The organism is Mucilaginibacter sp. P25, from assembly GCF_050859465.1.
Lineage (GTDB): Bacteria > Bacteroidota > Bacteroidia > Sphingobacteriales > Sphingobacteriaceae > Mucilaginibacter > Mucilaginibacter gossypii.
On the sequence record NZ_CP193937.1, the window covers coordinates 303,132 to 315,541 of the forward strand.

General features: G+C 41.5%; 15 protein-coding genes. 5 read left to right on the forward strand and 10 right to left on the reverse strand.

What is annotated here, in order from left to right:
- Window positions 1-57: 57 nt before the first annotated feature.
- Window positions 58-675: a class I SAM-dependent methyltransferase gene (locus ACRQ5D_RS01505; protein WP_091166753.1), complete on the reverse strand. Its 618-nt coding sequence runs from the start codon at window positions 673-675 to the stop codon at window positions 58-60.
- Between the two features lie 41 nt (window positions 676-716).
- On the opposite strand from ACRQ5D_RS01505, the gene ACRQ5D_RS01510 reads away from it, so the two are divergent.
- Window positions 717-1,202: a rhodanese-like domain-containing protein gene (locus tag ACRQ5D_RS01510; RefSeq protein ID WP_091166751.1), complete on the forward strand. Its 486-nt coding sequence runs from the start codon at window positions 717-719 to the stop codon at window positions 1,200-1,202.
- Between the two features lie 100 nt (window positions 1,203-1,302).
- Here the strand turns inward: ACRQ5D_RS01510 and ACRQ5D_RS01515 are convergent, their stop codons facing one another.
- The 6 genes from ACRQ5D_RS01515 to ACRQ5D_RS01540 all read right to left on the reverse strand — a co-directional run bounded on the left by ACRQ5D_RS01515 (window position 1,303) and on the right by ACRQ5D_RS01540 (window position 7,219).
- Window positions 1,303-1,431: a hypothetical protein gene (locus ACRQ5D_RS01515; protein ID WP_431198994.1), complete on the reverse strand. Its 129-nt coding sequence runs from the start codon at window positions 1,429-1,431 to the stop codon at window positions 1,303-1,305.
- 10 nt (window positions 1,432-1,441) lie between these two features.
- A complete protein-coding gene (locus ACRQ5D_RS01520) occupies window positions 1,442-1,969 on the reverse strand; it encodes a DUF6624 domain-containing protein (RefSeq protein WP_143020734.1) in 528 nt (175 codons plus the stop codon).
- A 146-nt stretch (window positions 1,970-2,115) separates the two neighbouring features.
- On the reverse strand, window positions 2,116-3,549 hold the full coding sequence (locus ACRQ5D_RS01525) for a PAS domain S-box protein (protein WP_091166746.1): 1,434 nt from the start codon (window positions 3,547-3,549) through the stop codon (window positions 2,116-2,118).
- A gap of 68 nt (window positions 3,550-3,617) precedes the next feature.
- Window positions 3,618-4,322: an SDR family NAD(P)-dependent oxidoreductase gene (locus ACRQ5D_RS01530; RefSeq protein ID WP_091166744.1), complete on the reverse strand. Its 705-nt coding sequence runs from the start codon at window positions 4,320-4,322 to the stop codon at window positions 3,618-3,620.
- A 118-nt stretch (window positions 4,323-4,440) separates the two neighbouring features.
- The gene (locus ACRQ5D_RS01535) at window positions 4,441-6,222 is read right to left on the reverse strand and encodes an aromatic amino acid hydroxylase (protein ID WP_091166742.1); all 1,782 of its coding nucleotides are present in this window, start codon (window positions 6,220-6,222) and stop codon (window positions 4,441-4,443) included.
- A 100-nt stretch (window positions 6,223-6,322) separates the two neighbouring features.
- Window positions 6,323-7,219, reverse strand: a complete 897-nt coding sequence (locus ACRQ5D_RS01540; protein WP_432328389.1) for a lysylphosphatidylglycerol synthase transmembrane domain-containing protein — start codon at window positions 7,217-7,219, stop codon at window positions 6,323-6,325.
- A gap of 317 nt (window positions 7,220-7,536) precedes the next feature.
- On the opposite strand from ACRQ5D_RS01540, the gene ACRQ5D_RS01545 reads away from it, so the two are divergent.
- The 3 genes from ACRQ5D_RS01545 to ACRQ5D_RS01555 are packed head-to-tail and all read left to right on the forward strand — an operon-like array spanning window position 7,537 to window position 9,874.
- Window positions 7,537-8,406, forward strand: a complete 870-nt coding sequence (locus ACRQ5D_RS01545) for a carbon-nitrogen hydrolase (protein WP_091166739.1) — start codon at window positions 7,537-7,539, stop codon at window positions 8,404-8,406.
- 17 nt (window positions 8,407-8,423) lie between these two features.
- Window positions 8,424-8,795, forward strand: a complete 372-nt coding sequence (locus ACRQ5D_RS01550; RefSeq protein WP_091166965.1) for a four helix bundle protein — start codon at window positions 8,424-8,426, stop codon at window positions 8,793-8,795.
- An 11-nt stretch (window positions 8,796-8,806) separates the two neighbouring features.
- Entirely contained in the window at window positions 8,807-9,874 is a 1,068-nt protein-coding gene (locus ACRQ5D_RS01555; protein ID WP_091166737.1) for an agmatine deiminase family protein, read from the forward strand.
- A 206-nt stretch (window positions 9,875-10,080) separates the two neighbouring features.
- Here the strand turns inward: ACRQ5D_RS01555 and ACRQ5D_RS01560 are convergent, their stop codons facing one another.
- Window positions 10,081-10,251 carry a hypothetical protein gene (locus tag ACRQ5D_RS01560; RefSeq protein ID WP_176844434.1) on the reverse strand — a complete coding sequence of 57 codons (171 nt, stop codon included), beginning with the start codon at window positions 10,249-10,251 and terminating at the stop codon, window positions 10,081-10,083.
- Window positions 10,252-10,265: 14 nt separating this feature from the next.
- On the opposite strand from ACRQ5D_RS01560, the gene ACRQ5D_RS01565 reads away from it, so the two are divergent.
- Window positions 10,266-10,673 carry a LiaF transmembrane domain-containing protein gene (locus ACRQ5D_RS01565; protein ID WP_091166735.1) on the forward strand — a complete coding sequence of 136 codons (408 nt, stop codon included), beginning with the start codon at window positions 10,266-10,268 and terminating at the stop codon, window positions 10,671-10,673.
- Window positions 10,674-10,759: 86 nt separating this feature from the next.
- Here the strand turns inward: ACRQ5D_RS01565 and ACRQ5D_RS01570 are convergent, their stop codons facing one another.
- Both ACRQ5D_RS01570 and ACRQ5D_RS01575 read right to left on the reverse strand, forming a co-directional pair.
- Complete coding sequence (locus tag ACRQ5D_RS01570) at window positions 10,760-11,143, reverse strand: hypothetical protein (protein WP_091166733.1); 384 nt, start codon at window positions 11,141-11,143, stop codon at window positions 10,760-10,762.
- Between the two features lie 36 nt (window positions 11,144-11,179).
- A complete protein-coding gene (locus ACRQ5D_RS01575; RefSeq protein WP_091166730.1) occupies window positions 11,180-12,385 on the reverse strand; it encodes a hypothetical protein in 1,206 nt (401 codons plus the stop codon).
- Window positions 12,386-12,410 lie beyond the last annotated feature (25 nt).

Genomic DNA, 12,410 nt, shown 5'->3' on the forward strand with positions numbered 1-12,410 from the left:
GAACACACAGAGGAAACTTATTTTATAATATACATAGCGTTAGAAAAAGAGCTTTTTTCATGTGTAACATCGTTCGAAACTGCAAAATATAAAGTTTTGCACCGTATTAAATGGTGTAATATGATCTTCGTTGATACATTTTAGTTTTTGAAAACCGTTAGACATGACCTGCTCCAGTTGCAACTTAGAATATCGGTTTACCGAAAGGCCGCTACATTTTTCAGGGCCATTCTCTGAAAATGTACCTACAATAAGGTTACGTTTAACTGCGTTGCGCGCAATGGAAATGTATGACGCAATTTGTTGCTGCGTGGTTAAAAAATGGAAAGTGGCGCGATCATGCCAAACATCATAAATTTCTGACGGCTTAAATTCGGTGATTTCTGAAACAATCCATGTTACCAAATTGGCCTTCGGTCCAAGTCTCATCTTTGCGCGGTTTAGTGCGGCTTCGGAGATATCAAGCACCGAAATATTACGATACCCTTCATTCAAAAGATGGTCAACCAGGTTGCTGTCGCCTCCTCCAATATCGATGATTTTGGCATCTTTAGGAAGGTTGAAACTATGAATGAAATTTAATGATGTTTGTGGGACGGTTTGTGTCCAACTTACCTCATTAGATGATTTTGTTGCGTAGACATGCTCCCAATGCCCTTGCCTATTTTCTTTCATAAATAATTCTGAACTTTGACAGCAAATATCAGATAATTAAAATGAAACACATTTTCTCCATCTCACTTATAAGTTTATTTTTCCTTATATCAATATCTTTCCAAACCAAAGCGCAAATATCAAATCAACCCTTAAAGATGCCCGAAATCGGATATCCCTGGAAAAAGAGTGAATTACTTGAACCTTCTGTTTTGGCTGGTTTTATACAGTCGGGAAAGGAAGAGATAGCAATCCTGAACATTGGAGCAGTTGAAGATTTGCCTGGAGCCTTACATATAGGTGCAGTGAGCGATGAACGGAACATGACAAAACTGCGGCAACTATTAACAAACTTACCTAAGCATAAGCCTGTAGTTATTTACTGCGGGTGCTGTCCTTTTACCAAATGCCCCAACATTCAGCCTGCCTATCAAGAATTGTCGAAAAATGGCTTCACTCAGATTAAAGTGCTCGATCTTCCTACAAATTTACAAACTAATTGGATTTCCAGAGGATATCCGATAGCTAAGAAACAAACGAATAAATAGCATATAAACAAAGCCCTTGCTTTATTACTAAGGGCCTTGCATCATTTTTAGAGGAAACCTTATTTTAATTATAATGTAATTTCCATCCATGCCGGTATTGTCATTTAACAACCTGCTCCCTGGCTAATTTCTCTATCTCGGGCAGTTGCTTCTTATATTTCCCGGCGTCCCAATTTTTAACATAATCTTTCATTGGTGGCATCCCCATTGCTTTACGTCGCTCGTCCAAATGATCAACATCAGCAATAGGATATATATATCTTGCCTGTTTGTTTATCTGTAAATCCTTGGCTACCGTAAACTTGTTTCTTGCCGGTCCGCATATTGATCCTGTCTTCAAGGATAGCAAGGTTGCTTGAAAGTATTTCGCCATTTTTTTCCGCAGCTCTGATCATTTGTAAATAGTTTTGCTGCGTTTGCAAATCGGCATGTTGGATTACCAGGAACAGTACCTGACTTCCCGTAATACCTACTTTTTGCGGCCCCAGCCAACCATACTTTGTTAGTATAGCATTCACCCTGATCAAATTTTGACTGTCGGTTTTATGCATAACTTCTTGCAGGCTATCGGCAACATTGATTTGTGCATTATCTCTTTTTGCCCACAGATATTTTATTCTAACAGATTGGTCTGATTGATAAACGGAATCCAAAACAATCATTAACGATCTGTTTAACTTACTACTGTCAATGGTGAATGTGGTAACCTGCGCAAAAGAAGCTGCACACACAAATAAGAAGAAACTAATGCAAATCAAATATTTCATTCTGCACAGGCTTATATCCACTCATTTGCTGATTACTTATATCTGCGTTTTACCCCAGGATACGATCATGGGATAAAGATCGGCCGTTTTTACATTATTATTTACTTTAAGGTATAAAAAATATAACTACCGATTAAAAGCACCACTTACATATCAGCCTCGGAAGCCCTGATATATGCCGTTCTTTCCACAATGGAATGAATAACCCCGTCAAGTTGCTGCGATGTTGTATCAATATGCCCGATAATCTCTTTATTGAGCGGGTTTTGAAGATCTTCATTATCAAACAAATTAACTAAACCTAAGATAGTTGCAACCGGTTTGCGCAACTCATGCGAGCTGATATTAGCTATGGTTTGCAGCCTATGATTTTGTTCTCGTATATTATCTTCGGTCTTTTTGCTTTCTATCAGCACTCTCAGAATATTTACAGTGCGCTCAATAATACTCAACTCATCATCATTTGGCTCACGTACTGTATGGTAATAAATGCCAAACACAGCCAAAACTTTGGTATTTTTTGAACTCATTACCGGCGATGACCAGCAAGCCTTAAGGCCGTAGGGTTTAACAAGCCCCACATAATCGCCCCACAGGGGATCATTTTCGATATCACTTACAATAACCTGCTTGCGGTGAAATGCCGACGTACCGCATGACCCTACATTTGGCCCTACTAATAAGCCTTCTAACTGATCGCTATAAGCCTGCGGCAGACGCGGACCGGCAAGCGTATGCAATTTTTCCTGTGCATCATCAACTTCCAAAACAGAACAGATCATATCCGGGAAAATCCTTTCAATTCCCATAAGCAGTTCGCCTGCAGATTGTGCCAGTGTGTATTGCGATGCAGCATTTAACTCCAGCACCCTTTTTTCAAGCTCTAATACCCATTCCTGCATTTTTATTTCCGTTATATCACGTACAAAAACAGCCAGATGTTCCTGATATGGGTATATATTGATGCGAAGCCAGCTGTTTGAATTTGCATTTAAATATTGTACCTGTGTTGATTTTTTGCAGGTTAATGAAAGTTGAAACTCGTTCTCTACCCTTTCAGTTAAACCAAGACTTTTAATCTCCATAAAATTGGCCTGATCAAGTTCGGTTAAGCTAAGGTTAGTCATGGACTGGAAGGCCGGGTTAAAGGAAATTATATTCCAGCTGGCATCAAGTACAATAAAACCTTCATTAAGGCTTTGAATGGTATGCTGAACAATATCATCTGCCGATTGGGCAATCATACCGGCAAGTGTATTACCGCTTGAATAAATCAGGTTATCATCCTCATTCAATATTACCGACCAGATAATACTAAAGTAACATCCGTCTTTTGCTTTAATACGGCTTTGGTAACCAACTAATTTTTTATTAAGCAGAAGGCTGCCCTGTGATTCTGCCTGGCGTTCTTTATCTGCCGGATGGCACAGGGCCTCGATATTGATGCCTGTTAATTCATCATCGCTGTAGTTAAGGATATTACGAAAAGCATGATTGGTATGCATGATCACGCCATTCATATCCATGACAAAAAAAATATCTTTTGAATGAGTAAAGAGTGACGTAAACCTTGTGTCCATACGCAGCAGGCATAAACATATTTATAATAACTAAGTTATAAAAAATGTTTGCAATATTATCTAATATTTCAGGGAGTACTTGCTGCTACGGGTATTATTTTCCCGTTAAAAAATTTACTCCCGGTTAAAGCAAAATCAGCTATATATTTACCCATTTCAAACGCCATTACGGGCGATTGATAACCCGGAAAAGCCTGTTCCAGCATCTCGGTTTGCGCCGATCCTAAAGCCAGGCAATTTATTTTGATCCCTTGTTCGGTTAACTCCTGTGCTAAACATTCGGTTAGCGTGTGCAATGCTGATTTACTTGCTGAGTAAGCCGCGAGGCCCGGAAATTTAGCGCTCCCCTGAAATCCTCCCATGCTGCCAATATTAACAATGTGCGAGCCCGCAGGCATTAAAGGAAGCAATGCCTGGATAGCACGTACATGACCAATAAAATTGCTTTGCAGCATCTCTACAAAATCCGACTCGCGTAATTCGGTAAACGCTTTATTGATAAGCACACCTGCATTATTAATCAAAATATCAACCCGGTTATCAAAATGCGAAGCGATAAACTGCTGCAAACCTTCATAATCATCATGCACTATATCAAATTTCAAGGCAAACAATTGGCAATCGGGGTTTAAACCATGTGCTATCTCCAGCAAACGTTCCAGTTTATCCTGTGAACGGGCCAGCGCTATCACCTTATGGCTGCCCGAAAGTATCAGTTCAATTACGGCTTCAAAGCCCACGCCGCTGCTGGCGCCGGTTATTATGATGTTCATATGCTCCCTAACCCCCTAAAGGGGGAATGATTATTTGTTATTAATTTCGTTTCCCACGCGTACTTGCCTCGTTCCTCACAATGACGCGTGATTTATCCTCTAAGATGATAAATCAACGCTAAACTACCAATTTTTGCTCAACCGGGTGTTTAATCAGGTAAAAGCCGTCGCTGATGAGCTTACCATATTCAGGCTCGCTACGGCCCTTTTCTTCAAGAAAATGCTTGATTTCGGCTGCTAACACCGGGTCTACGCCTTCATGGTCAAGTATTTCCAGTATCTCCAGGGCACAAAGCCAGTCATCATGATGGTCTTTTTGCAGTTGCTGCCATACATTGCCTAAAAAGCCATAATCGCCATGATTTGTGCGGCAATTGCGTACCTGCTGGTAAAGCCTGTGCAGTTCTTTGGTTTTATGATCATGCCGGGCGTGGTATGTTTCTGTTTTGGATTTATAAACAATGGTTTCATAAGCCTCCCTGTCAGCCGCTCCGCAAAATACCGAAATGATCTCTTCGCCAACAGCCATGTCATAAACGCCCCAGGCCGGATCAAACAACACCGTTCCATTATCATCAGTAACGGTTACGTTATCAAAAGTGACCAGGCAGATTTTGCCAGCCTCTGAAAGGATATTTTTAACAATGCCTTTTACGGTGATCCCGCTTTCAAAATGCAGTTCGGTTCCCAGCCCTTTTATTATACCCGCCGCTTTCAGATCATACTCCGAAAAATCCTCCAAAGATGTATCGTGATAGCCTTTCAATTTGCCAACCGGCGAGCTGAAACCATCTTTATGATAATCTTTACCATGGCCTCTTAACTGTTTATTGTTCAGAGCCAGCGCGGTGGGGCCGGTGGTTTTTATAAAATAAGGTTTGCCGGCTGCATCTGTCTTAAAATCGGTAATGTTACCCGAAACCTGCAAGCCCGAACTGTAAACAGCCGTACAGGTATTTTTGCTTTCAACAGCCTTGTTTAATCCGTAAGCACCACCTTTTCTGAAAGCCATCGTATTGGCAAACTCTTCCAGCACGCTGATCAGGTTTTGAAAATCGGGGGTTACAAAAAGCTGGGGCTGTGGCTTGGTGATATCATAAGGATATTTAACAGCGTCAATAGTATACCATAGCTTTTGTACATCTTTATTCATACAGGTTGAACTTTCACCGATAGATGAAAGCAGGCCTGCACCATAGATTTTTGGCTGTTCAAGAGTGCCTATTAAGCCGTACTCTACCGTCCACCAGTGTAAGCGGCTTAGCAACGCCATTTCCGAAGGTTCACCCATATTCTCCTGGCAATAAGTTACCAGCTCTTCGGCTTTAAGGATTTCCTGTTCATCGGCATCGGGCATTTCTTTTAATATCGATAAAGCCCGGATAGCCTCATAAAGCTCAAAATCCTGTGCCGAAAACATGGCCTTGGCCCCTATCGATCCAAAATAGCTCAGGTATTCATGGTAATCCTTATCGGCAATAATGGGCGCATGCCCTGCCGACTCGTGGATAATATCGGGCGCCGGGGTGTATTCAATATGTTTTAACTGGCGAATGTCCGCAGCTATAACCAGCACCCGGTAAGCCTGGTACTCCATAAAGGCTGCCGGCGGGATAAAGCCGTCGACCGTAACAGCACCCCAGCCAATTTTGCCGAGGGCGTCATTCATCTCCTGTAAATCGGGAATATGTTCAATAGTTAAACCTGCTTTTTGCAAGCCGGGAATGTACGGGTAGTAAGCAACATCCTTTAGATAACTATAATTTTGGCGCATGACATAGCGCCACACCGCATGATCGATAGGCGTATAATGCTCGTAGTGCTGGTCGACAATAAATTGTTTTAAATGACCGGGCAATGCCGCAACCTGCGGATTATTAAAATCATTAAAATGGCTCATTGATAACTTGCGATTTATAATACAACGCCAAGTTTAGCAGATGGTTGCCATGAAAACAAGTTTCAGTTTATTATTCTGAAATTAAAACAGAGGCAGAATATTATTCTTCTATCGGGTGATTTTGCAATTTTGGTTCTTCGCCTTTTTTAAGACTGGCCTCAAGCCGCTTAGGAGCTAATACATAATATACACCTAATAAAGCTACAATAATTGAGATTAGATAAAATCCAAAGCTCAGGTAAACCGCCATATCTTCGGCTAAGTTAAATTGACGGGCAAGGGTAAGAAACAGCGCGTCGCGGATACCGCCGCCGCCCAAACTAAAAGGTATAATTGCCGCCAGCGATGAGAAAAGAAATGACAACAGGTAAGGGGCAAATTTGCCGTTAAAATCCTGCGCAAGCAGTAAGCAAACAATGGCAAGCAATTGCATACTTTGTACACCTATTGCTTTTAAGTGGGCCTGTATAAAGTTGTGAGTGTATTCTTTAAAAAACTTGCGGGCTACAGCGTAATAGATCACAGAACCAACCGATACTATACCAAGCGGCCAGGCCAGATGATAAGGAAAACTTGGTATTAAAATTACCAAACCAACTACAATGGCCCCTATGGCCCAAAAACCGCTAAGTCTGTCAAACAAGATAGCCCAGAATACTTTTTTGGTAGGCAAATGATAGCGTTTATGCAGCAGGTAAATTTTGTAACCATCGCCGCCGATACCGCCGGGTAATAACACGTTATAGCACAAGCCAAGAAAATATAAACGCAGGTTGAAGCGCCAGTCTAACCGCAAACCGATGGATTTAAAGTAGCTTAACAACCGCCATGACGAAAAAAGCATCGACCCGATATAACAGGCAATAGCGGCAGCTAACCAGGCGCGGTCGGCATGGATTAAGCGATATTTAATTTTCGCAAACGGAACCTTACTGAATACATAGTAAAGCAACCCCCGGTTACTGCTATGATAAGGATTACTTTTATAACGCCCCAAAGCTTACCTTTCCAGGTTTTGTGTTCGGCACCTTCGTCAATGATGTCTTCTGTTTGTGTCATTCGGCTGCAAAGCTATGTTATTTTTTTATTTGGATGTACGGGATAGTCAATTAACAATTTTTCTTCATTTTGTTTTCACAAACATTAAAACCAGTAAATCAGTTAATTATTACGGGCTATTCTTACCAGGATAATTCATAGCTCAAATAATTAAACCATGGCTATTGTAATCAAATATTCAACGCTGTGTAATCATAACATCAAATCGGTAAAATCCTGACAACAAAGTGTTATTTTTGCGCAAATTTTTTGGAGATGAGTAAAGTAAAAGTTGGTTTAGTACAAATGAGCTGTACTGCTGATAAAGAGCAGAACCTGCAGAAAGCAATTGTTAAAGTAAGGGAAGCGGCTGCTAAAGGCGCGCAAATAGTTTGTTTACAGGAACTTTTTACCTCGCTTTACTTTTGCGATGAAGAAAATTACGACAATTTTAAGCTGGCCGAAGCCATTCCCGGCCCATCAACCGATGAGCTTTCAAAAGTTGCTGCCGAGCTGAATGTGGTGATCATTGCTTCGTTATTTGAAAAACGTGCTCAGGGTGTTTACCACAACACCACTGCCGTGCTTGATGCCGACGGAAGCTATTTAGGAAAATACCGCAAAATGCATATTCCTGATGATCCGGGCTTTTACGAAAAATTTTACTTCACGCCTGGCGATTTGGGTTACAAAGTATTCAACACCAAATTTGCCCGTATAGGTGTATTGATCTGCTGGGACCAATGGTACCCTGAAGCAGCGCGTATCACCGCTTTAATGGGTGCCGATATATTATTTTACCCAACCGCAATTGGCTGGGCTACCACTCAAGACGAAGCTACCAACGTTGAGCAATACAACGCATGGCAAACCATTCAACGTTCGCATGCGGTAGCTAATGGCATACACGTAGTAAGTGTGAACCGTGTTGGCGAGGAAGCCGGTGTAAAATTCTGGGGCGGTTCGTTCTTTGCTAACCCATTTGGTGCTATTATACATCAAACATCACATGATCTGGAAGAAGTTATAGTACAGGAACTTGATCTGGATAAATCGGATTACTACCGCAGCCACTGGCCGTTTTTGAGGGATCGCCGCATAGATTCTTATCAGCCGATAACAAAGAGACTGTTAGATGAGGATTAGTCCATGGTCGATAGTCCATAGACCATTGTAAAAAGTATGGCTTTAAATTTGAAAACCTCCAGGTCTGGCAAAAAGCTCTGGAGCTAACTGATGAGATTAATTCACTTACAAAAAACAGTTTTCCGAAGGAAGAGTTATTTATTTTAACGTCCCAAATAAAAAGGGCTGCTGATTCTGTAGTACTTAATATCGCCGAAGGTTGCACGGGACAAACCAATGCAGTTTTCAAAACTTTTTTAAGTTACGCATTAAGATCAGCCATTGAAGTTGTAGCATGTCTGTTTATTGCCAAAAAACGAAAAATTATTAAGGAAGATGATTTTCATAAATTATATAATGAATACCAGGCATTATGTAAAATGATAACAGCTTTGAGAAATACACTATAAAACCTTCTACCATGGACCATCGACTATCGACTATGGACAAAATTATACTTACCCCCGCCTCGCAAGGCTTTTCTTTTCCCGCCGAGTGGGCTAAACATACCGCCACTTGGTTAAGCTGGCCACATAAGGAAGCTTCATGGCCGGGCAAGATCGATACCATTTACGCACCTTACATTGAGTTCATTAAGGTAGTTACCGAAGGCGAACTGGTACGTATCAACGTAGTAAATGAGGATATGAAAGCATCTGTAATTTTTCAACTGCAGAATGCCGGTGTGGATTTGAATAAGATCGAGATCTTTGAATTCCCGACCAATGATGCCTGGTGCCGCGACCACGGTCCGGCGTTTTTGATCAACCCAACTACAAGTCAAAAAGCTATCGTAGACTGGGGTTATAACGCATGGGGCGGCAAATACCCTCCATTCGACCTGGATGACGTGATCCCTACCAAAATAGGTAACCACTTTGGTTTGCCGGTATTTAATCCCGGCATAGTAATGGAAGGTGGCTCGGTCGACTTTAACGGTAAAGGCACTATTTTAACTACCACTGCTTGCCTGCTTAACAAAAACCGGAACCCGCAGCTTAACCAGCAACAAATTGAGAGCTACCTGCAAAGTTATTATGGCGCAGAACAGATCCTTTGGCTGGGTGATGGCATTGTAGGAGATGATACCGACGGACATATCGACGATATCACCCGCTTTGTAAACGAAGATACCGTAGTTACCGTTGTGGAGGAAGATAAGAACGATGAAAACTATCACCTGCTACAGGAAAACCTCGAAACGCTGAAAACCATGCGCCTGCTTAACGGCAAACAGCTAAACATTGTTGAATTGCCCATGCCTGATGCGGTTGTTTATGAAGATACCCGTTTACCGGCATCTTATGCTAATTTTTACATTGCCAACTCGGCCGTTATTGTGCCTACTTACCGTTCAAAGAACGACGATAAAGCGCTTGATATATTAACCAAATGCTTTCCCGACCGCAAGGTTGTGGGCATTGACAGTACCGACATTATCTGGGGCCTCGGCAGTTTCCACTGCCTGAGCCAGCAAGAACCGGAATAAGACCTCACCCTGCCCTCTCCAAAGGAGAGGGTTCTTTTTGATCAAAAATTGTCATTTCGACAGAACCGGTGGGGGCATGGGGTGGTGTGAGGAGAAATCTTATACACCTTGCTGTGAGATATATGGCGCATAAGATTTCTCTTTCGCTCGGGCGCTCATTCCTTCCGGTGCTCTGTCGTATGACAATTTGATTTTTGAATAAGAACCTACTCTTTCTTTTCTTGCTTCTTTGATCTTGCTTCTTGACTCTTGACTTCCTGGCTCTTGCCGCTCCGCTTCTTTTCACCGCCCTTATCCCCTACTTTACCGACATCTCCCCTTACATCGCCAACAATTGATTGACCCGCCTGCCCTGTTGCAGTAGTTTTGGGTAACATTAAAACTTAAAGCGATGAACAACGATATAATAAACACCGAAAACAAAAGAAATGGCAAAATCATGTTAGGAATAATTTTACTGGCAGCCGGTGGTTTATTTCTGATAGATCAGCTTAATGCCTTCCTACTTCCCGACTGGCTTTTTAGCTGGCCAATGTGGTTCATAGCCTGGGGCGCTTACATGGGTGCCAAACATGACTTTAAAAAACCATCATGGATCTTTATGATACTGTTAGGCATCATATTCCTGGTAAATGATAACGTTTATAACGCCGACCGTATAACCTGGCCAATTGCATTGATGCTGCTTGGCACCTGGATAGCCATCAAACCGGCCAAACAAACCGACCGGGACTTCTGGGAAAAGAACGAAAAAGCTAAACAACACTTCGACTTTGAACAACCCAAAACCGAAGCTTAAACTCAATCATCCATCATATATCAAAGCCGGGGCATTTTTAAAAAGCCCCGGCTTTTTGTTTTATATAAACCGCGGGCAAGTAGAGCTTATTGCAGTGTTTTCAGTGCGTATATTATAATAAATATACCCAAAAGGCATATTGCGGTGGCGGCAATTAAATTACCTATTACATCTTCTTCAGGAAAAAGAATCTGATCTTTCCCTTTTAAATACTTCATCTCTATATTTTTCCCTACCCGGTGCGTCTCACAAAAATTTGCGCCTATCTGCTTTGAGTATGTCGCCCCCTCATAAAATACTTTCATAAAGTACTTAGCTTTAGTTCCACTACACACGCCCGGAAGCTCAATTATTTTCATTTTTACAATGCTTCCTTCATTTTGTATCTGCAACTGTGCTTTACAATTCAGCATTCCAAGCACAGATAATATTGCTATTAATATGCCTGCTGATATCGCCAGTATTTTCATTGAGTTTGACCGGATTTGAGCCCTTAATTTACCAACTTATTTACTGACATAAAACCATGGCATTTTAAAAAGTCCGGGTTTTAGATTTATGTATACAGTATCCCCAACTTTGACCTGGTAATAAAGCGATTTGGATACTTCGGTTTCTTCGCTTTCTTTCGGCCCCCATTTGCTTAGTGTTAATTCATATGAAGTATGTTTCCCCGTCAATACCCTTTGGTTAAGCACCCGTGCTGTGTACACTTTTGGTTCGGCGTAATCAAAATTACAATTGATCAGGATAGGTGCTGTAAAACCATATAACAGAACAAACATCACAGCGCTGAACCAGGTAGTTCTGTTGTTACGTGCTTTTTCCTTCGCGCTCATTATTATCCCAATAAAAGCTGCGCCTAAAACAACCATAATTACGGCTGCAGGCAAAAGTGCATCTGTTAAATGCATTAATTTAAAATCAACAAAAGTTCTTACCAGAAGCGCAAACGGCGGCAGTATAAATGCAGTGTTCAGTGATGGATATACAGCCTGTTTCTTCCTATCGGCACTGTTAAGCGTAACCACATCTCTCTTTGAATAAAACACAAACATCACTACTAAAGGCCATACAATGCCTGTTAAAACAGCAAAATCATAAGGCCGGGGATACATAAACACCCAAAAGCACACAGCTGCTCCGGCATAATTAAAGTACGAGCAAAATCGCTTTAACCGTTTTAACTCGGCCAACCGCTCTTCTCCGGTGTAGCCGTAACTATCGTCGTTTTGGATCTCCTCAATTCCTATCCGTTCCTGTTCGGCATCAAGATCCTTACAATTTGCCAATATCCATTCCAATATCCCGCGATGGTCAGAAAAGTAGCTGTAATCGCTTAAAACTATTGCTTTATTTGATTTATCGACAGGCCGTATCGTTATCCTTTTACCCTGGGCGGTATCGTAACCTTTAATATCATTCGTCAACAGTTCCCGGCTGCTAAAATATCCTACTCTTTTTATACCGTTATTGGATATAATTATCTTACTTGCTTTTAATTCGAGATAACAATAAATACCCAGCGCTATCAGCGCAATACCGATTGACGGCAGCCACCAACTTTTATCGGCGATAGAAGTATAAGTCAGATAAGCCCCTCCGATAATCATCGTCGCAATAAAGATGTATAAAAATATTTTCCATCCAATACTGAGGGTGTATTCCTTTTCAAACACAGTGCCGCGGAATGGGCTAAAGTCCTGTTTCATCTTAATATGATAAAGTTTAGTATGG

Excerpts from the sequence above, each read along its gene's own strand:
- ACRQ5D_RS01555 (WP_091166737.1), top strand. The coding sequence starts at position 8,807 with ATGGACCATCGACTATCGACTATGGACAAAATTATACTTACCCCCGCC.
- ACRQ5D_RS01575 (WP_091166730.1), bottom strand. The coding sequence starts at position 12,385 with ATGAAACAGGACTTTAGCCCATTCCGCGGCACTGTGTTTGAAAAGGAA.
- ACRQ5D_RS01510 (WP_091166751.1), top strand. The coding sequence starts at position 717 with ATGAAACACATTTTCTCCATCTCACTTATAAGTTTATTTTTCCTTATA.
- ACRQ5D_RS01520 (WP_143020734.1), bottom strand. The coding sequence starts at position 1,969 with ATGAAATATTTGATTTGCATTAGTTTCTTCTTATTTGTGTGTGCAGCT.
- ACRQ5D_RS01545 (WP_091166739.1), top strand. The coding sequence starts at position 7,537 with ATGAGTAAAGTAAAAGTTGGTTTAGTACAAATGAGCTGTACTGCTGAT.
- ACRQ5D_RS01565 (WP_091166735.1), top strand. The coding sequence starts at position 10,266 with ATGAACAACGATATAATAAACACCGAAAACAAAAGAAATGGCAAAATC.
- ACRQ5D_RS01535 (WP_091166742.1), bottom strand. The coding sequence starts at position 6,222 with ATGAGCCATTTTAATGATTTTAATAATCCGCAGGTTGCGGCATTGCCC.
- ACRQ5D_RS01530 (WP_091166744.1), bottom strand. The coding sequence starts at position 4,322 with ATGAACATCATAATAACCGGCGCCAGCAGCGGCGTGGGCTTTGAAGCC.
- ACRQ5D_RS01525 (WP_091166746.1), bottom strand. The coding sequence starts at position 3,549 with ATGGACACAAGGTTTACGTCACTCTTTACTCATTCAAAAGATATTTTT.
- ACRQ5D_RS01570 (WP_091166733.1), bottom strand. The coding sequence starts at position 11,143 with ATGAAAATACTGGCGATATCAGCAGGCATATTAATAGCAATATTATCT.
- ACRQ5D_RS01505 (WP_091166753.1), bottom strand. The coding sequence starts at position 675 with ATGAAAGAAAATAGGCAAGGGCATTGGGAGCATGTCTACGCAACAAAA.
- ACRQ5D_RS01560 (WP_176844434.1), bottom strand. The coding sequence starts at position 10,251 with ATGTTACCCAAAACTACTGCAACAGGGCAGGCGGGTCAATCAATTGTT.